This window comes from Thiothrix caldifontis (assembly GCF_900107695.1).
Classification (GTDB): Bacteria; Pseudomonadota; Gammaproteobacteria; order Thiotrichales; family Thiotrichaceae; genus Thiothrix; species Thiothrix caldifontis.
The window spans coordinates 76,509-96,355 of the sequence record NZ_FNQP01000007.1; the positions used below are offsets into that span (position 1 = coordinate 76,509).

Here is a 19,847-nt window from a genome sequence, read left to right on the forward strand (position 1 = left end):
CTCAACCCAATAACCACGCCACAGGTACAGCCATCACATTCCCCCACTGTTGCACCTGCGGATCATTCGACACCACCAGCGCGTGCAGCAATGGCTTATCCAGCAATTCCGCCAAGTCGTGCAAATGCCGTGCATCCGCAGCACTGACATGGGCGGACATTTTGACTTCGATGGCGATATAACCGTTTTCCAGCTCCAGCAACAGGTCAACCTCACGCCCATCCACTGTGCGCAAATGGTAACAATCCACTGCCAGCGCGTGCGTTTTGATTTGCTTGTACACCTCCGCCACCACCGCACTTTCAAACTCATGTCCCGTGAATGTCCCCGTGCGATTGAGCAAAATGCGCTGAATGCCGGGGTCAAGGAAATGCACCTTGGGCGATTTAGTCAAACGCTTATTGAGGTTACGAAACCAGGGCGCAAGCTGAATCGCTTGATAACTGATTTCCAGATAGCTGATGAAACGTTTCGCTGTCACCGCCGAAATACCCGCCTGTTTTGCCAGCTCGCTGACATTCAGCAACTGACCGCTCAATGCCGCGAGGGCTTTTTGCGCCCGTACAAACGGCTCAAGTTCACGCAAATTGCCCAAATCACGCACATCGCGCTGCAAGTACGCCCGAATGTAATCCTGCAACCATTCGCGTTTTTCTGACTTTTCCACGCTGCTATCCACAATCGCAGGCATTGCGCCGTATTCCAAATAATCTGCCCACGCATTTTCAGCCTTGGCATAACGGGTATCGGTAAGCGGGATGCCCTGCAAAATACTGGCAGGTTCACCCATGAGCAAACGCACCAGCCGCGAAGGGCTAATGGCTTCGTCGGCAGTCGCGGTTTGCCGTTCCGGTAACGTCAACGGGTAAAGCTCAATCAACGCGGCGCGTCCTGCCAAACTTTCCTGCACCTTTTCCAGCAACAATATCTGGCTAGACCCCAGCAGGATGTAGCGGGTATCTGGATATTGGTCATAGGTCGCTTTCACGGAATCCAGCAGTGTGGGCAACTTTTGCACCTCATCCAGAATCGCCAGCGGGTAACGTTCTTGCCATTGCGCCGCCGACAGACGGGCGTAATCCGGGCGCGTGATCGGGTCATCCAGGGTTAGGTAGGTGTAATCAGGAAACAAGGCGCGTACCAGCGTGGTTTTACCTGTTTGGCGTGCGCCGGTTAACACCGTAATGCGCCCAAAACGGGAGGCGGCTTTGTGTTGCAAGCGTTGGGTGATGGTTCGATTGTGCATACAAGTTATAATATGGGCGTAAAATTAGTAAGTAGAGTATAGAATATTACGCCAATATTAGCCGATCTCTGCCAAAATCTTCTCCGTCATCCGCGCCGCCTGCTCCCCATACCCGCCCCCAAACAGGTTGAAGTGATTGAGGATGTGGTACAAGTTATACAACGTCTTGCGTACCGCATAGCCCGAATCCAACGCCCAAGCCGCGTTATACGCCGCGTAAAAATCCGCCCCAAACCCGCCAAACAGCTCCGTCATCGCAAGGTCAGTTTCACGATCGCCGTAATACACGGCTGGGTCGTATATCACCGGGCTGCCATCCGGCAAATACGCCAGATTCCCACCCCACAAATCGCCGTGCAACAACGAAGCTACGGGCTGATAATCGTTAAACAATGCGCCAATGCTTTCTTTCAAGCGCAACCCTTGCTCATAAGAACGGTGCGGATAGCCATTGTGCCGCGCCCGTTCAAGCTGAAACCCCAGCCGTTCCTGCTGCCAGAACTGCACCCAATCGTGCGTTTGAGGATTACGTTGCGGGCTTGCGCCGATGGTATTGTTGCGAAACCAGCCGTGTTGTGCAGCAGTATGACGGTGCAGCGTAGCCAATTGCGTACCCGCCTGTGGCTGATCACCGTGATTTTGCAGCGGCAAATATTCCAGCAATAGATACGCCTGTTGCCCTTGCACCCCATAGCCCAGCGGCTCAGGCGCACGCAGGCTGGCGCTCGCACGGATTGCATTCAACCCATCCACTTCCGCTGCGAACATTTCCAGCAAACCACCCTGATTCACCTTGAGGAAATAGCGGCTGCCATCGGCAAGTGTTACCGTACTGGTTTGGTTGATACAGCCACCGCTGGTAGCATCGACTCGCGCAATCGTAATGTCCGTACCAAGGTGTTGCTGAAGTATCGGTAAGATCAGGTCGGTGCTGCTGGATTTCATTGAATGTAAACCGGGGGATATGACATGAAGAACGCATTGTGTGCCGCACTCGCTCTCTTAGCAACCGCTCAAGCGCCCGTCAACGCTGAGCCGCGCCAGTGGAATGTCGGTCTTGCCGCTACCGCCCACCAATCCCCCTTCGTGGGTGGTGATACACAAAGCGGTGTCAAACCCGTGTTCATTAAAGAGAATGGCTTTGACATTGCAGGCCCTGCCTGGTCATTCAACACCACCCCCGAACGCGAATTTTATGTCGGTGCAGGGCTGGACGAATGGGATCACGAACGTGGCGATAGCCCGGTGTTGCAAGACATGGCAGAACTGGATCAGGCCATCAACCTGCGGGTTGGCGGCGCGTGGAAACTCGCCACCGGCACAGTTTCCGCCGACCTTGCCCAGGATGTCGCCGCCCATGAAGGCGCACAAGCTAAACTGCGCTACACCCATCACCCCGACACGCCGCTCAACTTGCGCCCGTATGCCGAATTGCAATGGCTTTCCGCCGACCTGACCGACTACTACGTGGGCGTGGATGCCGCAGAAGCCAAAGCGGGTCGCCCCGTCTATCAGGCTGATGATTCACTTGCCCTAAAAGTTGGCGTTAAACTGGAAAAACCACTCAGCCGCCGCCTGACCTTGGTGGGCAGCGTGAGTGCAACTGGCTATGGCAGTGCGATTGCTGACAGCCCCATTGTTGATAGCAATACGGTGTGGGGCGGGTATGCGGGCGCGGCTTATCGTTGGTAACCTATTAAAATAATTGGAGAGCTTACAATGACAGTTTTTACCATAACCGGCGACGTTGACCCGTTTTTGCACGTTGCCATGCAGAAAGGCGACAAGATTTACTGCGAATCCGGCGCAATGGTGATGATGGAGGCCAATCTTGAGCTGAAAGGGCGCATGACCGGCGGGCTAGGCAGTGCCTTGATGCGGCGTTTCACCAACGGCGAATCCCTGTTTCAGCAACACATCGAAGCGATAGGCGGGGATGGCGACTGCCTGCTTTCCCCTGCGCTACCCGGTGGCATGGAAATCATCGACGTAGGCGCACGCCAATACTTGCTGAATGATGGCGCATTCGTCGCCGCCACCTCCGGCACAGAAATGAAAGTGCGTACCCAAAGTATCGGCAATGCCTTGTTCGCGCAATCCGGCGGCTTTTTCGTCATGGAAACGTCTGGAACAGGTCAAGTAGTCGTCTCCGGTTTCGGCTCGATGTTCTCGCTCGACGTTGAGCCGGGTAAAGACCTCACCATTGATAATGCTCACGTCGTGTGTTGGGACAGCACCTTGCACTACGAAATTTCCGTCACCACCAGCAGTTCTGGTGGTGGGCTGGGCGGTATGTTCGGCAATCTGGTCAATAGCGTTACCAGTGGCGAAGGCGTGGTGTTGCGTTTTAGCGGGCGCGGCAAAGTGCATATTTGCTCACGCAACCCCAGCTCCTTTGCCGCATTGGTGCGCAAGTATGCGCCCGCTTGAATCGGCAACTGACGGCAGGCTAACGTAACCTCAACTGCTGCCCCGCATTAATGCTATTAGAAGCTGTCAACTGATTAAGGGAAACCAGCCGCTCGATGCTAACACCTGTTTGGCGGGAAATGGCATACAGCGTATCGCCAACCCTCACCACGTAACGATCCACCGCTTCTGAAGAGCTACTAGTAGCGGTTGACGTCACCTCCCTAGGCAACAACCAAGATTGGGTAGAACTTATTTCAGGCGGTTTTCGAGGCAATGCTGTATTTGCTAACTCAGGTAGCTTCAAGGTTTGACCTACTTTTAGCTCATGGCTGGAGGGAAGTTGGTTAAGGACAATCAGGTTCTCGATGGGAACGCCGGATTTACGCATGATTGCATACAAGGTATCCCCCTTTTGCACGATGTAAAAATTGTCGGCAGCGCTTGGCGCATTGACAGCAGCGGCAGTTGGTGGAGAAACCATCAACTGATTGGAATGAAACTGATCAAGATACATAGAACTTATTGAACTAGCACCTCCCTTCATGGGAATGCAGTTATAGGTATTCTCAGCAGCCAGTGTTACCTCACCAGCCATTGCACAGATCAATAAGCACGACAGCCCTAGTCGTACCTTCTCAATGAGAAAAGTATCGGCGAACATTATCTAAACCCCATTGTTATTATATATTTATACACATACTGCAATGTTAAAGCCATTGACAGCAACCCTCTTCAGCCATTAATCGTATTATCTATAAGACAAATATATCATCATACGTCAGGAATGCCCATTTGAATTATAGGTAGCTCGATAGCGCCGTTCGTCCGTCATTTTCGGCTTTTTTTATACCGCTTGTCTGCTAATAACACCCGTCAGTTACGGTCATCACTCGCATTTTTGCGCCTGTCTATGGGGGGCGTTTCTATTATCTCGTCTTATGGAAATATTGATCCATCAAATAACAAACACACGAGAAGAGAAAAACCCATGAAAAACAATAAATCAATCAGTCATTTAGCATATTTCATTGGATGCATTTTTGTTTTCTTTCAATTGTTTGGCAGTGTCGCCAGTGCCGATTACCTTGTTTACCAAGTGAGTAACGTGCAGCACTACGACCTCTATGAAAAACCGCAAGCCGTTTATCAGCCAGCCCCAGAACAAACCAACCACTCATCGAATATTGGCAAAGCCTCTTATTACGGCATTCAATACCATGGTCGCCCAACCTCTAGTGGTGAAACCTACGATATGTATGCCATGACTGCTGCACACCCTAACCTGCCTTTCGGTACACACATTCGTGTTACCAACCTGCAAAGCGGACAATCCGTCATTGTGCGCGTCAATGATCGTGGCCCATCCAAACCGGGGCGTATCGTGGATGTTTCGCAAGCCGCAGCAGAACATTTAGGGTTGCTCCTGAATGGTACTGCTGACGTACAAATAGACATCGTTGGTTAATACCATTAAGCCAACAAGCGATTCACCCCGCTGACCAACGCTTTGATCGACGCAGTAATGATATTGCCGTCAATACCCACGCCGTAACATTCGGCACTGCTGCCCGCGCCTGCCTGCCGCAACTCGATGAACGCGCAGGCTTGCGCATCACCACCCGCCTCATTGCTTGCGCCGATGGAGCGTTCCTCGTAACTGCGTACTTGCACCCGAATGCCCGCCCCCTGCAAGGCATGAACTGCCGCATCAATCGGCCCATTGCCCGTACCGGTAAGTTCGTGCTGGATGCCCTCCCGCTCAATCACCAAACGAACCCCTTGCGCATTACCCTGTTCAAACAAGTGGTGTTCGCAATAACGTACTGGCGTAGCGGTTCCCAAATACGTCGCGGCAAACATGCCCCAGATGTCGCTAGCATTCACTTCGCAACCGTGCTGGTCGGTGTGGTCTTTCACCACGCTGGAAAACTCGACCTGCAAGCGGCGCGGCATCACAATGCCGTAAGCACTTTCCAGCAAATAGGCAATGCCGCCCTTGCCCGACTGGCTGTTAACGCGAATCACTGAATCGTAACTGCGCCCCACGTCCGCCGGATCAATCGGCAAATACGGCACGTTCCAGAACGAATCCGCCGTTTGCACCGCCAAGCCTTTCTTGATCGCATCCTGATGCGAGCCGGAAAATGCGGTAAACACCAGATCACCTACATACGGGTGACGCGGATGAATCGGCAATTGCGTGCAATATTCCGCCGTCCGCGCCACCGCATTGATGTCGGCAAAGTCCAAACCGGGGGCAATGCCTTGGGTGTAGAGGTTTAATGCCAAGGTCACGATGTCAACGTTGCCGGTACGTTCGCCGCTGCCGAACAAGCAACCTTCGACCCGATCCGCGCCCGCCAACAATGCCAATTCGGCGGCGGCAACCGCTGTGCCTCGGTCATTGTGCGGATGCACGCTGAGGATCACGCTGTCGCGGCGGGCAAGCTGGCGGTGCATCCATTCAATCTGGTCGGCGTACACATTCGGCGTTGCCATTTCGACCGTCGCGGGCAAGTTGAGGATCACCTGTCTGTCGGGTGTCGCGCCCCACGTGGCGGTTACGGCATCACACACGTCGCGGGCAAAGTCCAGTTCGGTGGCGCTAAAGGTTTCGGGGCTGTATTCCAACACCCACTCGGTTTCCGGCTGGTCGGTTGCCAAGTGCTTGATCAATTCCACTGCCGACACTGCCATGCCCAACACATCCGCCTTGCTCATGCCAAACACGGTATCGCGGAACGGCTGGGAAGTGGCGTTGTAGACATGCACAATCGCCCGCCGTGCGCCGCGCAAAGATTCCATTGTGCGCCGAATCAAGTGTTCCCGTGCCTGCGTCAACACTTCGATGGTGACATCGGCGGGAATGTGTTTGCCTTCGATCAGCTCGCGCACAAAATCAAAATCGGTTTGCGACGCGGAAGGGAACGCCACCTCGATTTCCTTGAAACCGATGTCGCAGAGGGTGCGGAACATGCGCATTTTGCGTTCAACATTCATCGGCTCGAACAACGATTGATTGCCGTCGCGCAAATCGGTACTCATCCAGATCGGCGGTTGGGTAATGGTACGGCTCGGCCATTGGCGGTCAACCAAGGCGACGGGCGGGAATGGCTTATATTTGGTGGCGGGATTCGTCAACATGGCAATCTGCTCCGGTAAGTAATGCAGATAGCTTAAAAGAAACGGCGTGGCAGGCGATTGCGTTTTGCGGGGTAAAAACCTATCGTATTAGCAGTAAATTGCTTAGATCAACTCACTAATGGAATAACCATGCAACTTGACCGCTACGACTGGCACATCCTGCAAGTGTTGCAAGACAACGGCTGCATCAGTAATCAGGACTTGGCTGACCGCATTGGGCTTTCGCCCTCACCCTGTTTGCGGCGGGTACGGCTGTTGCAAGAGGCAGGTTTCATCACCGGCTATCGGGCGTTGCTGGATGCGAAAAAGCTCGGTCTGTCGCTGATGGCGTTAATCCACATTTCGATGGATCAGCATACGCCAGAACGTTTCGACACTTTCGAGGCACGTATCGCCGACATTCCAGAAATACTCGAATGCCTGCTGATCACGGGGCAATCCGCTGATTACCAGCTCAAGGTGGTGGTGAAGGATATGGATGCCTATCAGGAATTGTTGCTCAACCGCATTACGCGCATACCGGGGGTGAGTGGGGTGCATTCCAGCTTTGTGTTGCGGCGGGTGGTTGATAAGACCGCGTTGCCTATTGCTACCGCGTTAACCGCCGTCATTACGTCCCGCGCATAATCCTCAGTACCCGCTCATCCATGCACGAACGCATAAACGCATTCATCGCGGTTTCATCCCCTGAACCATAAAACGCCAGCATCAAGGTGTTGAATTCCAATTGGCGTTTGGCGGGCAGATTGATCGCGGGGTAGCCGTGTTGGAGCAAATGCCCGTTCATCATGAAACGCCCCATGCGCTTGTTCACATCGTAGAAAAACTGGCAACGTGCCATCGTCAGGAAAATGTGAATGGCTTGGTCGTAAATGTCGTCGATGTGGGTAAGGTCGGCAATCATTGCCTCGAAACGGGCGGGCAATTCGGCGACGGGGGGCGGCATGTAATCTGTTCCCGCGATGAAAACACCACCGGAGCGGAAGCGTCCCCATTCCAAAGCTTCTTCTTTGCCCGCAGCAGCATGGAGTGCGCAGGCTTTTTCGGCAGAAACCACGAATTCGCCGCGTTCGAGCCAGCTAAACAATAGTCGCCATGCGTTGCCTTGGTTGACGGTGATTTGCTGGTCGGAAAGTTTGTGTCCGCCCACGGTGATGCCGTCCAGCAGGGTTTGGACTTCTGGCAAGGTCATGTTGATGCCTTCCAGATTGACCGCATCGCAGACGAATTCGCTGAGTTGGCGTTTTGCCAGCATTAGTGCGGTGGCGGGGTTGGGGGGAATTTGCCAGTGGGTGTCTTGCATGGGTGTTCTCATGACGTTAAAGGCTGCCCTGAATAGAGGTTAGCACAGCACCGATGTCGTCTTGGTGTTTGGCTACGAACTCGCCAATTTTGCTGGCATCGTCGGTGAAACCTGCAATTTGTTTGACTCCTCCGATAAAACGGCTTAGCAGCGACTGGGTTTTTTCTGTGGGTTGTTCTGCATCGGCTTCGACCACATCTTGCATTTTGACGACGGCTTTGGTGATGTCTTTGGGGAGCTTGTGTTCGAGCATTTCATCTAGCACGGTGCTGATGATTTGGCGTTGGTCGGCTGTTACCGTGATGATGGTATTGTCCGAATGGGATTTTTGGGTGTTATGGTCGCCGATGATTAATTGTGAGCCATCACCTACTTGGATGTTGATTTTACTTGCCATTTCTCTAACCTTAATAAAAAAATCACGATAACTGTCAATTTGACTTAATACATCAATTAAGCCTTCGCTAGAATGTACTGAAAACATTTGTTTATTATATAAAACTGATGGATTGATTTGTTCGATTCTTATGCCATTGGCACTAACAACGATGGATTTTAAATGCGTATAAAATACACCAAGCAATTTAGAGAAATTTTGTAAATTTCCGGTGAGTGTTAGTTCAATTATGTTTTTCCTCATAAAATATTGCACTACAGCTTGACTATCATAGGTATGAAGTATGAATCCATGTCGCCAAATGTCATTTGTACTAATAATGCCAATCTCATTTTGAGAGTTAAATAAGCAACTAACTAAACGAGCATGTAAGCCAATAGGTAAATAAGGCAAGTCGAAACGTATAATTATACGTTTCTGCTTGGATAATAGTTTTACCGCTTTTGATGGTTCATCTGCTGTGCTTGCATCAGGAAAAAAATAATAACTATCTTTATTTATTGTTATTTTGTGGCATAAGTCTCGTTCTTGCATGAAATCAAGTAAATACTCCAAATAGTCTTCGGAAAGTTCTCCATCAACTGCATCGACTAATTCACTCCAGCATAAAACGCCATTAGCTCTACGTAGCTTTTGTAAATATAATAGCTGATAGGTGGTATCTATTGCCCATGCTGGTTTTAAGCAGTAACGATTATTGGTGTTAGATAGTTTAAATAAAAATCCTAATTGTTCTAATTGATTGGTAGTGCTTTTCATGTGCTTTGTATTCTTGCTTTTATCTATAATCAGATTGTACAGTGCTTTTTCTCGAATAAATATCTGTTCCTCATGCAACATTGTCAATGCTTGCTGTACATTCAGTGTTTCCTTCATGATCATCTTTTGGCTGTCTAAGCATCTCTTTGCTAAGGTATTAACCAATTTATTAAACTCTGTTGTATCTGTATCAAGAAAAGAGAAATGGAAAAAACTATCTGGTTGAAGTAAGTCAGGAAACTCACGAAGCAACCGAACCTTATTCTGGTAAATGTCACAGTGTTCATACCAATTGGTAACCAATAATACATTTGCTTGTGATCCTGCCAAATGACGTATTTGATACAGCCATTCATCTGGTGCTTGCTCATGTCTGCTATCAACAACTAATATATAGACACAGTTTTCATGTAAAAACGCACTATGTAATCCATGAAAAATAGTTTGACCACCAAAGTCCCATATAAATAAGTCTAGTTTGTTGTCGTCTATTTTTAATGATGGAAATGTCTTCTGTAAGTTTAATGAATGATTTTGTAAATAGTTAATTCCCAGTGTTCCAGCAATATTTCTGAGTTGTCCGTAATCACTCACAAGTCCTTGCAAACGATCAGCTAAAAAACTTTTTCCTGCTCCACCAGAACCGAGTAATAAAACGCGAACGGCATGAACTTTTTCGATACTTTCTCCGTCTATAATCACACGATAAAGTAATTCAGAATTACTGGCGATTGTTTCAGATAAATTAGCGGAGTAGTTTTTTATGTGCGAACCTACTAAGTGGCCCTTCCAGAGAAGGTTTAAGTCATTTGCTAAAAACCCCAAACCTAGTTTTTGTAAATCTATGGTTAGATTTGAAATCCATTCTTGAATTTTTTCGCATTCAGTGTTTACTCTCCATAATGGTTCTGTGAAGTGTTGGTTGTTTATAGTTTTTTTATTTTGACGACAAAGAAATAGATAGTCTGAGTAAGCAGATTCACTTGCTACCGTTCCAAAAGAAATCATGGCTGTACGTGCAGTTTCAGCAGCAGCTCTCGCTGCTGCCTTAGCATCAGCACAGGCAATTTGTGAAACGGCATAAGCGGCTACACTTGCTCTCACTGCACTACTAATAATATTTATATCTATATGCACCGCTCGAAAAGCAATGGCGACATCTGAAGCAGATATATCTATATATGCTGGAATATAACTTTGTTGGCTATTGTTGTGATTAAAAGTTGATTTATTATCTATCAAAATAAAAGGGGTACGGCAAGTTGCATAAACATGACGGACTGTATCTGTAGGCCATATTTTCTGCAAAGATATACTTCCTAATGCAGGCAATGTGCGCAGCATATTTCGCCACGCATACCATATCAGTGCATTGTGCCCTTTTTCATGATAGAGCGCCTCAAGTTCCTCTTTTGTTGGGAGGGGGGATACCATACATGCCCGTTGTTTTAGTTAGGGAAGATGGAGAGATTTTGGCACGGATGGGGAAAGAATTCAGCATCAATCCCATAGCGACAACTGACAGCATATCAGCTATCATAACATCATGATTACCGCCGTTATCGACACCAATGTTTTCATTTCCGCCCTGATGAAGGCTGACACCGCGCCACGCGCATTGTTGCGCCGCTGCCTGTTGGGGCAAGTACAGCCATTGATCGGTAACGCCCTGTATTCGGAATACGAAGACATCATGGCGCGGGAGCATGTGTTCACCACCAGTGCCGTAACAGCGGATGAGCGCGAAACACTGTTTGACGCTTTCGTTTCTCGATGCCAGTGGGTCAATATCTATTATCGGTGGCGACCAAACCTTCAGGATGAGGCAGACAATCACCTCATGGAACTTGCCATCGCAGGCAATGCCCAATGGCTGATTACAGGCAACACCCGCGATTTTCGGCAACATGAACTGCAATTTCCTGACATTCGGATAACAACCGTGACGGAATTTCTGCAAACACTACAGGAGGCAAACTAATGGCAACCATGACAATCCGTCTACCTGACGAACAACACAACCGCCTAAAAATATTGGCAACCCGTCGCGGCGTGAGCCTGAACAAGCTGATGGAAGAATTCGCCATCCGCATCCTCACCGAAACGGATGCCGAAACCCGTTTCCGCCTACGCGCAGCGCGTGGCAATGTCGCGGCAGGCTTGGCTATCCTCGATAAATTGGACAAGCACTTCGCTCAAACAGAGAAATAATCCTGTTCGTGGTGGATGTGCATCTGCCACAGCAAAAAGCAGCGTGAGGCTCAATACAAAAACCCAAACAACCACAGCGGAATCTTCCCCTCCCCCCCAACTTCCAGCCCATCCGCCACCACCCACGCCGCCGTTTCATCCTTAATCTGCTTCTTCGTTTTGGATTTGCCACCAAACTCAAACACATACTGCCCATCGACCAGAAAATCCCCACTTTTGGGATAATTCAACGTATGGTGGTAAGACAGCATCGAAGCAAAAAACGTCTCGCGCAGCGTCCACGCTTTGGGCTGGTTGCAAAACACGGCAAACAGATTGGTATTATCCAGATACAGCTTTTCCGGCTTGGAAATAATGCTGACCCCGCTGGACTTCGCCCCCAACAAGCGCAACAACCCCGCCGCCTGCAACAAACCAAGGTATTTGTAGAGGGTTTTCTGGTTCAGCTCCACCGCGCCGCACAGCTTGGACACATTGATGTCGTAAGGCTCGCTTTGGCACAACATCACCATCAGTTTTTTCAGCGCATTCACCTTGTCGTAGTCAATCGGGTAAAGCGCGGGGATGTCCGTCTCGATCACCTGCATCGACGCATTCAGCAAGCGTAGCAAATAGGTTGAACCCGCCTCGCGGTAAAACGGGTAAGCACCGTGTTCCAGATACGCGGGTAAATACGCCAAGGGTTTGATGCGGCTGACGGTTTCCTGTGCCAGTTGCGGGTGATGTTGGAGCAGGGTATCCAGCGTCACCGCCTCAAAGGTTTCACCCGTTTCCAATTCCAGAAATTCGCTGAATGACAACACCGGCAAACGGTACAACATCGCCCGACGGCTCAAATCCGCCTTGGCATTGTCAATGGCGGTTGCTGATGAACCCGTGAAGATAACCTTGAGGTTGAAATAGCTGTCGAAAATCAGCTTAAGGTCACGCTCGAAATGTTGGCACTTGTGGATTTCGTCGATGATGAGTAACTCACCGCCAATTTTCTGGAATTCATCGGCAATGGTAAACAGCCCGTGCTGCCCGACCAAAGGGTGATCAGCAATCACATACAGCACCTTGGTTTCACGCGCCACGGACTTGAGGTATTGCAGCAGCAAGGTGGTTTTACCCGCCCCGCGTGCGCCCATGATACCGATCAAGCGTTGCGAAAAGTCGATTTGCCGGAACAGGAAACGCTGGTAATCCGGCAGCTTTTGCGTCCTGATTTGACTGGAAAGGTGCTGTAGTGGCTCAATCATCTTACTGTGATACCTGCTTTCATGTGATTTTTTAGTATTATAATGCTAAAAATTACCAGTGTCTTGTCGAGCTGTAGAGAATTTGCCTCTTTCAACCACTTTAATACACTTTCTACATTAAGATGTTACACTTTAATGCAAGGAGTGCATTATCATGTTCCATCGTCAAGCCGTCACCGACATTATCCGCTGGTATCAGCAACCCCAACGCAAGCCGCTGGTCATCCGTGGCGCACGCCAAGTGGGGAAAACCACCGCCGTGCGTCTGGCAGGCGCACAACTCGGCATTCCGGTCATTGAAATCAACCTCGAACGCCACGCCGAGCTCGAAACCCTGTTTCGCCGCTACCAAATCGACGAGCTGCTGTTCAATTTCGCCCTGATCACCGGGGAACAAATAACCCCCAACAAACCCCTGATCCTGTTTCTGGACGAAGCGCAAGCCACCCCCGCAGCCTACGCCTGCCTGCGCTATTTCTGGGAAGACATGCCCAATCTTGCGGTCATCCTCACCGGCTCATTACTCGATCAAGTGTTGAATGACTACAAGCTACCCAGCCCGGTGGGGCGGATTGAGCCGTATTTCATGGGCGCATTGCGTTTCGACGAGTTTCTGCAAGCCATCGGTGCAGACAAGGAATTGCGGGCGCTGGACATGCTCACCGCCAGCAATATGCATTTGATTCCCGACAGCCTGCACGAAAAACTGCTGGGGCTGGTGCGCCGTTACACCCTGACAGGTGGAATGCCGCATTGCGTGCAATTGGGGCTGGATACGGGTTTCAGCCATGCCGACATCCTCAAATACCAAACTTCATTGCTGCAAACTTATCGGGATGATTTTGCCAAATACCGGGGTTCACAAACCGCGCTGACCTTGAACGCTTTTTTCAACGGCATTCTGGGACAAGTCGGGCAACAGTTTTCCCACAAACAAGCCAATGAACTCGCCATCACCAGCAGCGGCGACAACCGCCAGTTGAATACCGCCATTGAACATTTCCTTGCCGCTCGCCTGTTTTACCGCGTACTACACAGCCAAGCGGATGCCGTACCCTTGGGGGCTGAAACCAAAATCCGCATCAGCAAATTCCTGTTTATTGACATTGGCTTACTGCTGGCAGCACAAGGCATTCCTGCCCAAAGTATCCTGCAAGCCCCGCTGGAAATGGCAGGGCGTGGCACGCTGGCAGAACAATTTGTCGGGCAGCAATTACTGTATGCCAAACCCGCTTACATCAACCCGGAACTGTATTACTGGCAACCGCCCAAAGCCGAAGGTCAGGCAGAAGTCGATTTCCTCTACACCCACGGCAATGAAATTATTCCGGTGGAAGTGAAGGCAGGCAGCAGTGGCACGATCAAATCGCTGCAATCCTTTGTGTTCAAAAAGCAAGCCAAACGTGCGGTACGCATCAGTTCCGCCAAACCCTCGGTCGATAAATTGGAAGCCAAATCCAATGGGCAAGGCCGCCCGTTCCAATTGTTGAATATCCCGTTTTATCTGGTGAATCGCTTGGATGCTTTGCTCGGCTCAACAACAGGAAACGCGCCATGAAAACCACCGTCATCGGCATCCTCGGCTCACGCCTTGACCACCAAGGCTTAGGCAAACGCCGCCATTCGCGCTGGCGGCCTTCCCTCGGCATCCTCATGCATCCCGATTTTCCGGTGGATGAATTCGTGCTGATTCACCACGCAGACGAAGCAGAACTGGCGGGCATCACCCTACGCGATATGCGCACAATCTCACCCACAACCCACTTTACCGCGCATGTAGTGAATTACAGTAACCCGTGGGATTTCGGCGAAGTTTACAGCCAGCTCCATGATTTCACCCGCCACTACCGTTTCGACCCGGAACAAAACCACTACTACGTCCACATCACCACGGGTACGCACGTCGCGCAAATCTGTTTGTTTCTGCTGACAGAAGCCAATTACATCCCCGGCAAACTCTTGCAAACCTCACCCAGCAAGGAGGGTACACAAGGCACGCTACAAATCATCGACCTCGACCTGTCGCGCTACGACCAGATTGCCAGCCGTTTCGAGCGCGAAGCCCAAGAAGGCATGGCCTACCTCAAAGGCGGCATCGACACCCGCAACCCTGCTTTCAACGCCCTGATTGCACAACTCGAACAAGTCTCCATCCGCTCCGCCGCCCCCATCCTGCTAACAGGTGCAACGGGTGTCGGCAAATCACGTCTCGCCAAACGCATTTACGCACTCAAAAAGCAGCGCGGGCAAGTCAGCGGCAAACTGGTGGAAGTCAACTGCGCCACTTTGCGCGGCGACAATGCCATGTCCGCGCTGTTCGGGCATGTAAAAGGCGCATTCACGGGCGCACTCACTGCCCGCAGCGGCTTGCTGCGTGAAGCCGACAAGGGCTTGCTGTTTCTGGATGAAATCGGCGAACTGGGGCTGGATGAACAAGCGATGCTGTTACGCGCCATCGAAGACAAAGTATTCACCCCCTTCGGCAGCGACAAAGAAACCAGCAGCGATTTCCAACTGATTGCAGGCACGAATCGCGACCTGTTCCAGCGGGTGCGTGACGGTAAATTCCGCGAAGACTTGCTGGCTCGCATCAATTTGTGGACGTATGAATTACCCGGTTTACGCCACCGCCTCGAAGATTTGGAGGCGAATATCGAATACGAATTGCAGCAATTCACCCGCAAAGTCGGGCATAAAGTCAGCTTCAACAAAGCGGCTCGCGAACAATACCTCGCGTTTGCCCAAACCCCGGCAGCAACCTGGCGGGCGAATTTCCGCGACCTCAACTCCAGCATCACGCGCATGGCAACGCTGGCGAATGGCGGGCGCATTACGGAGGAAAGCGTGACGGAGGAAATCCGCCGCTTGCGCTACGATTGGGGTAGCTTCCAAAGCGTGACGGGCAATAACGATCCTAATGCGATGTTGCGCGAAGTATTGGCAGAGGAGGTACTTGCCAATATCGACCACTTTGATCGCGTGCAATTGGCGGAAGTCATTCGCGTATGCCGTACCGCCAAAAGTCTGGCGGATGCAGGGCGTACCCTATTCAATATCAGCCGAACCCAACGCTCCAGTGCGAATGATTCGCACCGGCTGCGGGTGTATTTGCAAAAATACGGGCTAACGTTTGGTGAATTGCAGTAAGGCTATTTTGTGCCACTCAATGCTTGCACTTCCGCAATCGCGGGTGCTGCACCTTCGAGTTCAAATTGTGGCGGAAAGGATTCGCGCACACTTAACACATTCAATTGCCCCGCTCTTTCAAGGCTACGAATTTTCGTTTCAACTGGATCAGGTTGTGCAGTCGTACCGTGAACAGTAGCGCGAACAGTCGCAGCAGTGTCAGTCGGTGGGGTGCAAGCACCTAGGGTAGCAAGGCAGAACACCAATAGGCTGAGAGTTTTCATGACCATTCCTTGTTGGGGGGGAGTAGAGACGCAAAATCTTGCGTCTCTACGGTGGCGTTGTCAAACCTTATACTTTGCGGTTCATCCCCTCCACACTCGCAAATGCTGCCATGTTCACAATCCCACGCACAGTAGTACTTTCAGTCAGGATATGCACAGGGTAATTCGTCCCCACCAGCATCGGCCCCACTGGCAAGCCATCCGCCAACATCTTGGTCATGTTGTAAGCAATATTCGCCGAATTCAAATCCGGGCAAACCAGCAAATTCGCCTCACCCTCAAACGCCGCGCCTTTGAACAAACGGTCACGCACGTCTTGCGACAACGCTGCATCCGCGTGCATTTCACCTTCCACCAACAAATCGGGGTGTTTCTCGCGCAAGATTTCCAGCGTCTTGCGCAGCTTGGCGGAATGCACATTCATGCGGCTGCCAAAGTTGGAATGCGACAACAACGCGGCTTTCGGTTCAAACCCAAAGCCTGCCACCAGTTCCGCCGCGAGTGCCGTATTGTCCGCAAGCTGTTCCGCCGTAGGATCTTCGCTGACGTGCGTATCGGTGAGGAAATACGTCCCCTGCTTCAAAATCAGCATGGTGACAGCCGCCACATCAGTCAAACCGGGACGCGCCCCAATCATGTCGCGCACGTAATGCAGATGCGAAATGAAGTTGCCTTCCACCCCGCAAATCATCGCGTCGGCATCGCCGCAACGCACCATCACCGCTGCAATTTGCGTGGTACGCGCCGTCATCACCCGACGACTATACATTGGCGTTACACCCTTGCGGCACATCACGGCGTAATGTTCTTCCACATGGCGTTCATAATCGGGGTTATTGCGCGGGTCAACCACGGTAATGTTTTCACCGATTTTCAGGCGCAAATCGTAGGCTTCGATATTGCGCTGAATCAGCTCAGGATTGCCCAGCAAAATTGGCTTGCAAATGCCATCATCCACCAATTGCTGCGCCGCATTGATCACGCGCTGGGATTCGCCTTCCGCAAACACAATGCGCTGCGGGTTACGTTTGGCTTTTTCAAACACCGGCTTCATGGTCATGCCGGAGCGGAACACGAAACTTTCCAGTTGGCGTTCATACGCCTCGAAATCGGTAATCGGGCGCGTCGCCACCCCGGTTTCCATCGCTGCTCTGGCAACACGCGGCGGGATGATGGTCATCAAACGCGGGTCAAATGGCTTAGGAATCAGGTAGTCGCGCCCGAAGTGGAATTCCGCCCCGCCATACGCAGACACCACTGCGTCGGAGGCTTCGCGCATCGCCAAATCGCCAATCGCTTCGACCACGGCAATTTTCATCGCTTCGTTGATTTCGGTTGCGCCCACATCCAACGCGCCTCGGAACAGGAACGGGAAGCACAGCACGTTATTCACTTGGTTGGGATAATCGCTGCGCCCGGTAGCCACAATCGCGTCGGAACGCACTTCGTAAATCAGTTCAGGGCGGATTTCTGGCTCAGGGTTAGCGAGCGCGAGGATAAGGGGGTTTTCCGCCATCACTTTAACGTGATGCTGTTTCAGCACGCGGGGAGCGGATAAACCGAGGAAAACGTCCACGCCGTCCATCACATCATCCAGCGTGCGTGCGTCAGTGTCGATGGCATAAGCCGCGTTGTACGGGTTCATTTCCTCAACCCGGCCTTTATAGATAATGCCGAAACGGTCGTTAACAACGATATTCTCTTTCTTTAAACCCATTTCGACCAGCAAATTCATGCAGGCAATCGCCGCCGCACCCGCACCGGAACACACCAGCTTCACGTCTTCAATCTGCTTGCCAGCGACACGCAAACCGTTACGGATTGCCGCTGCCACGCAAATCGCCGTGCCGTGCTGGTCGTCGTGGAACACTGGGATTTTCATCATCGCTTTAAGGCGTTTTTCCACCTCAAAACATTCCGGGGCTTTAATATCTTCGAGATTAATGCCGCCGAAGGTCGGTTCGAGCAGGCTGATTGCATCCACCAATCGGTCTACGTCGAGCGTGTCCATTTCAATGTCGAAGGCATTCACGCCCGCGAATTTCTTGAACAATACCGCCTTGCCTTCCATCACGGGTTTGGAGGCGAGTGCGCCAATTGCACCCAAGCCCAGCACCGCAGTGCCGTTGGAAATGACCGCCACCAGATTGCCCCGGCTGGTGTAATCCGCCGCACACGCGGGGTCAGCCGCAATCGCCAGGCTTGCTGCCGCCACGCCGGGGGAGTATGCCAGTGCCAAATCGCGCTGGTTCGCCATGTTTTTGGTGGGGGTGACTTCGAGTTTGCCCGGTTGCGGGAAGCGGTGGTAGTCGAGTGCAGCTTGGTCTAATTCGTCTTTCATAGCGGTATGTCGTCCTAAAGCAGTTATCGAAACGTAGCCCCGACACCTATGGAAGAATCGTGCCGATACCGGGCTAACTCGTCATTTTCTTGCTAACTGAATGATGCGTAAGTGTTTTGTATTTCTAGGAAAAACGGTGAGCATGACCAGAAATGCTGATAGGTGGCGGAAATCCGCCGCCCGACCCATGGCATTCTGGCGGAATACCGCCGTCTGTCTGATATTACCTGAGTTTGGTGCAATGCGGAAATTTTTATTAACTTGCTGTTTTTAAAAGTTTTTTAATCTTTATTGGCAAAGTGCTTACGTTTGGCACGTTTCTTCCAATACTGAACCCGTGTTTAACCGCAATTCGTTTGGAGAGAGAGATGAAAAAGACACTGTTAACCCTGACTACCGCCGTTGTGCTTGGCCTGTCCAGTATGTACGCCTACGCCGCTGACCCGATTGTGATCAAGTTCAGCCACGTGGTTGCACCGGATACCCCAAAAGGCAAAGCGGCTGACAAATTCAAAGCCTTGGCAGAAGAAAAGACCAAAGGTGCGGTCAAGGTTGAAGTTTACCCCAACAGCACCCTCTACAAAGACAAGGAAGAAATGGAAGCCCTGCAAATGGGTGCTGTGCAAATGCTCGCGCCATCACTGGCAAAATTCGGCCCATTGGGCGTGAAAGAGTTTGAAGTATTCGACCTCCCGTACATTTTTCGTGGCTACGACGACCTGCACAAAGTCACCCAAGGCGAAGTCGGTGCCAGCCTGTTGGCGAAACTCGAACCCAAAGGCGTGAAAGGTTTGGCATATTGGGATAACGGTTTCAAAGTCATGAGCGCAGGCAAACCGCTGAAAGCGCCGGAAGATTACAAAGGTCTGAAAATGCGCATCCAGTCTTCCAAAGTGTTGGAAGCGCAAATGCGGGCATTGGGCGCAAACCCACAAGTCATGCCGTTCTCCGAAACCTACCAAGCCCTGCAAACCGGGGTGGTAGACGGCACTGAAAACCCGCCATCCAACCTGTTCACCCAAAAAATGCATGAAGTGCAAAAAAATGCGACCGTCACCAACCACGGCTACCTAGGTTACGCAGTGATTGCGAACAAGGATTTCTGGGAAAAACTGCCAGAAGACGTGCGCAAAGGTCTGGATGAAGCGATGAAAGAATCCACCGATTTCGCCAACCAAATTGCCAAGGAAGAAAATGACAAGGCACTGGAAGCTGTCAAAGCCTCTGGCAAAACTGAAATCTATACCCCGACCGAAGACGAAACCAAAGCCATGCAAAAAGCCCTTGCTCCTGTCCATACCGAAATGGCTGAGCGGATTGGCAAAGACGTGATCGACTCCGTTTACAGTGCTACCGGGTTTGATCCTTCCAAGTAAGAAGACC

The 19,847-nt window shown here is 51.2% G+C and carries 18 protein-coding genes; 9 read left to right on the forward strand and 9 right to left on the reverse strand.

The window, feature by feature from the left end:
* Window position 1 precedes the first annotated feature (1 nt).
* Window positions 2-1,246 (reverse strand): ATP-binding protein, encoded by a 1,245-nt coding sequence (locus BLV87_RS07405; RefSeq protein WP_093066976.1) that lies wholly within the window; start codon window positions 1,244-1,246, stop codon window positions 2-4.
* Between the two features lie 57 nt (window positions 1,247-1,303).
* Window positions 1,304-2,191: a fructosamine kinase family protein gene (locus tag BLV87_RS07410; protein ID WP_093066978.1), complete on the reverse strand. Its 888-nt coding sequence runs from the start codon at window positions 2,189-2,191 to the stop codon at window positions 1,304-1,306.
* A 24-nt stretch (window positions 2,192-2,215) separates the two neighbouring features.
* Between BLV87_RS07410 and BLV87_RS07415 the strand changes: the two genes are divergently transcribed.
* Together BLV87_RS07415 and BLV87_RS07420 are read left to right on the forward strand one after the other, a co-directional pair.
* Window positions 2,216-2,938 (forward strand): MipA/OmpV family protein, encoded by a 723-nt coding sequence (locus BLV87_RS07415; RefSeq protein WP_093066980.1) that lies wholly within the window; start codon window positions 2,216-2,218, stop codon window positions 2,936-2,938.
* Between the two features lie 27 nt (window positions 2,939-2,965).
* Window positions 2,966-3,676: a TIGR00266 family protein gene (locus tag BLV87_RS07420; protein ID WP_093066982.1), complete on the forward strand. Its 711-nt coding sequence runs from the start codon at window positions 2,966-2,968 to the stop codon at window positions 3,674-3,676.
* Window positions 3,677-3,695: 19 nt separating this feature from the next.
* Here BLV87_RS07420 and BLV87_RS07425 read toward each other — a convergent pair whose 3' ends face one another.
* A complete protein-coding gene (locus BLV87_RS07425; protein ID WP_093066984.1) occupies window positions 3,696-4,319 on the reverse strand; it encodes a LysM peptidoglycan-binding domain-containing protein in 624 nt (207 codons plus the stop codon).
* A gap of 327 nt (window positions 4,320-4,646) precedes the next feature.
* On the opposite strand from BLV87_RS07425, the gene BLV87_RS07430 reads away from it, so the two are divergent.
* Window positions 4,647-5,123, forward strand: a complete 477-nt coding sequence (locus BLV87_RS07430; protein WP_175517874.1) for a septal ring lytic transglycosylase RlpA family protein — start codon at window positions 4,647-4,649, stop codon at window positions 5,121-5,123.
* A gap of 5 nt (window positions 5,124-5,128) precedes the next feature.
* On the opposite strand, the gene leuA is transcribed toward BLV87_RS07430, so the two are convergent.
* Entirely contained in the window at window positions 5,129-6,802 is a 1,674-nt protein-coding gene (leuA, locus tag BLV87_RS07435) for a 2-isopropylmalate synthase (RefSeq protein ID WP_093066988.1), read from the reverse strand.
* A 129-nt stretch (window positions 6,803-6,931) separates the two neighbouring features.
* Here leuA and BLV87_RS07440 point away from each other — a divergent pair, with 129 nt between their 5' ends.
* On the forward strand, window positions 6,932-7,429 hold the full coding sequence (locus tag BLV87_RS07440) for an Lrp/AsnC family transcriptional regulator (RefSeq protein WP_093066990.1): 498 nt from the start codon (window positions 6,932-6,934) through the stop codon (window positions 7,427-7,429).
* On the opposite strand, the gene BLV87_RS07445 is transcribed toward BLV87_RS07440, so the two are convergent.
* A complete protein-coding gene (locus tag BLV87_RS07445; protein ID WP_093066992.1) occupies window positions 7,413-8,105 on the reverse strand; it encodes a Fic family protein in 693 nt (230 codons plus the stop codon). The two genes, BLV87_RS07440 and BLV87_RS07445, sit on opposite strands and share 17 nt — an antisense overlap.
* Window positions 8,106-8,121: 16 nt before the next feature.
* A complete protein-coding gene (locus tag BLV87_RS07450; protein ID WP_093066994.1) occupies window positions 8,122-10,695 on the reverse strand; it encodes a COR domain-containing protein in 2,574 nt (857 codons plus the stop codon).
* Between the two features lie 112 nt (window positions 10,696-10,807).
* Between BLV87_RS07450 and BLV87_RS07455 the strand changes: the two genes are divergently transcribed.
* Window positions 10,808-11,242, forward strand: coding sequence for a putative toxin-antitoxin system toxin component, PIN family (locus tag BLV87_RS07455; protein WP_093066997.1), 435 nt, complete (start codon window positions 10,808-10,810; stop codon window positions 11,240-11,242).
* Complete coding sequence (locus tag BLV87_RS07460; RefSeq protein ID WP_093066999.1) at window positions 11,242-11,472, forward strand: FitA-like ribbon-helix-helix domain-containing protein; 231 nt, start codon at window positions 11,242-11,244, stop codon at window positions 11,470-11,472. The genes BLV87_RS07455 and BLV87_RS07460 overlap by 1 nt, the downstream gene beginning before the upstream one ends.
* 50 nt (window positions 11,473-11,522) lie before the next feature.
* Here the strand turns inward: BLV87_RS07460 and BLV87_RS07465 are convergent, their stop codons facing one another.
* On the reverse strand, window positions 11,523-12,713 hold the full coding sequence (locus BLV87_RS07465; protein WP_093067001.1) for an AAA family ATPase: 1,191 nt from the start codon (window positions 12,711-12,713) through the stop codon (window positions 11,523-11,525).
* Window positions 12,714-12,867: 154 nt separating this feature from the next.
* Here BLV87_RS07465 and BLV87_RS07470 point away from each other — a divergent pair, with 154 nt between their 5' ends.
* Window positions 12,868-14,271: an ATP-binding protein gene (locus BLV87_RS07470; protein WP_093067003.1), complete on the forward strand. Its 1,404-nt coding sequence runs from the start codon at window positions 12,868-12,870 to the stop codon at window positions 14,269-14,271.
* On the forward strand, window positions 14,268-15,860 hold the full coding sequence (gene rtcR, locus BLV87_RS07475) for an RNA repair transcriptional activator RtcR (protein WP_093067006.1): 1,593 nt from the start codon (window positions 14,268-14,270) through the stop codon (window positions 15,858-15,860). The genes BLV87_RS07470 and rtcR overlap by 4 nt, the downstream gene beginning before the upstream one ends.
* Before the next feature lie 2 nt (window positions 15,861-15,862).
* On the opposite strand, the gene BLV87_RS07480 is transcribed toward rtcR, so the two are convergent.
* Window positions 15,863-16,123: a hypothetical protein gene (locus BLV87_RS07480; RefSeq protein WP_093067008.1), complete on the reverse strand. Its 261-nt coding sequence runs from the start codon at window positions 16,121-16,123 to the stop codon at window positions 15,863-15,865.
* A gap of 67 nt (window positions 16,124-16,190) precedes the next feature.
* Window positions 16,191-18,464, reverse strand: a complete 2,274-nt coding sequence (locus BLV87_RS07485; RefSeq protein WP_093067010.1) for an NADP-dependent malic enzyme — start codon at window positions 18,462-18,464, stop codon at window positions 16,191-16,193.
* Between the two features lie 368 nt (window positions 18,465-18,832).
* On the opposite strand from BLV87_RS07485, the gene BLV87_RS07490 reads away from it, so the two are divergent.
* Entirely contained in the window at window positions 18,833-19,840 is a 1,008-nt protein-coding gene (locus BLV87_RS07490) for a TRAP transporter substrate-binding protein (RefSeq protein WP_093067012.1), read from the forward strand.
* The last annotated feature ends 7 nt before the right edge of the window (window positions 19,841-19,847 follow it).

Coding starts and splice junctions, on each gene's coding strand:
- BLV87_RS07405 (WP_093066976.1), bottom strand. CDS start 1,246: ATGCACAATCGAACCATCACCCAACGCTTGCAACACAAAGCCGCCTCC.
- BLV87_RS07410 (WP_093066978.1), bottom strand. CDS start 2,191: ATGAAATCCAGCAGCACCGACCTGATCTTACCGATACTTCAGCAACAC.
- BLV87_RS07415 (WP_093066980.1), top strand. CDS start 2,216: ATGAAGAACGCATTGTGTGCCGCACTCGCTCTCTTAGCAACCGCTCAA.
- BLV87_RS07420 (WP_093066982.1), top strand. CDS start 2,966: ATGACAGTTTTTACCATAACCGGCGACGTTGACCCGTTTTTGCACGTT.
- BLV87_RS07425 (WP_093066984.1), bottom strand. CDS start 4,319: ATGTTCGCCGATACTTTTCTCATTGAGAAGGTACGACTAGGGCTGTCG.
- BLV87_RS07430 (WP_175517874.1), top strand. CDS start 4,647: ATGAAAAACAATAAATCAATCAGTCATTTAGCATATTTCATTGGATGC.
- leuA (WP_093066988.1), bottom strand. CDS start 6,802: ATGTTGACGAATCCCGCCACCAAATATAAGCCATTCCCGCCCGTCGCC.
- BLV87_RS07440 (WP_093066990.1), top strand. CDS start 6,932: ATGCAACTTGACCGCTACGACTGGCACATCCTGCAAGTGTTGCAAGAC.
- BLV87_RS07445 (WP_093066992.1), bottom strand. CDS start 8,105: ATGCAAGACACCCACTGGCAAATTCCCCCCAACCCCGCCACCGCACTA.
- BLV87_RS07450 (WP_093066994.1), bottom strand. CDS start 10,695: ATGGTATCCCCCCTCCCAACAAAAGAGGAACTTGAGGCGCTCTATCAT.
- BLV87_RS07455 (WP_093066997.1), top strand. CDS start 10,808: ATGATTACCGCCGTTATCGACACCAATGTTTTCATTTCCGCCCTGATG.
- BLV87_RS07460 (WP_093066999.1), top strand. CDS start 11,242: ATGGCAACCATGACAATCCGTCTACCTGACGAACAACACAACCGCCTA.
- BLV87_RS07465 (WP_093067001.1), bottom strand. CDS start 12,713: ATGATTGAGCCACTACAGCACCTTTCCAGTCAAATCAGGACGCAAAAG.
- BLV87_RS07470 (WP_093067003.1), top strand. CDS start 12,868: ATGTTCCATCGTCAAGCCGTCACCGACATTATCCGCTGGTATCAGCAA.
- rtcR (WP_093067006.1), top strand. CDS start 14,268: ATGAAAACCACCGTCATCGGCATCCTCGGCTCACGCCTTGACCACCAA.
- BLV87_RS07480 (WP_093067008.1), bottom strand. CDS start 16,123: ATGAAAACTCTCAGCCTATTGGTGTTCTGCCTTGCTACCCTAGGTGCT.
- BLV87_RS07485 (WP_093067010.1), bottom strand. CDS start 18,464: ATGAAAGACGAATTAGACCAAGCTGCACTCGACTACCACCGCTTCCCG.
- BLV87_RS07490 (WP_093067012.1), top strand. CDS start 18,833: ATGAAAAAGACACTGTTAACCCTGACTACCGCCGTTGTGCTTGGCCTG.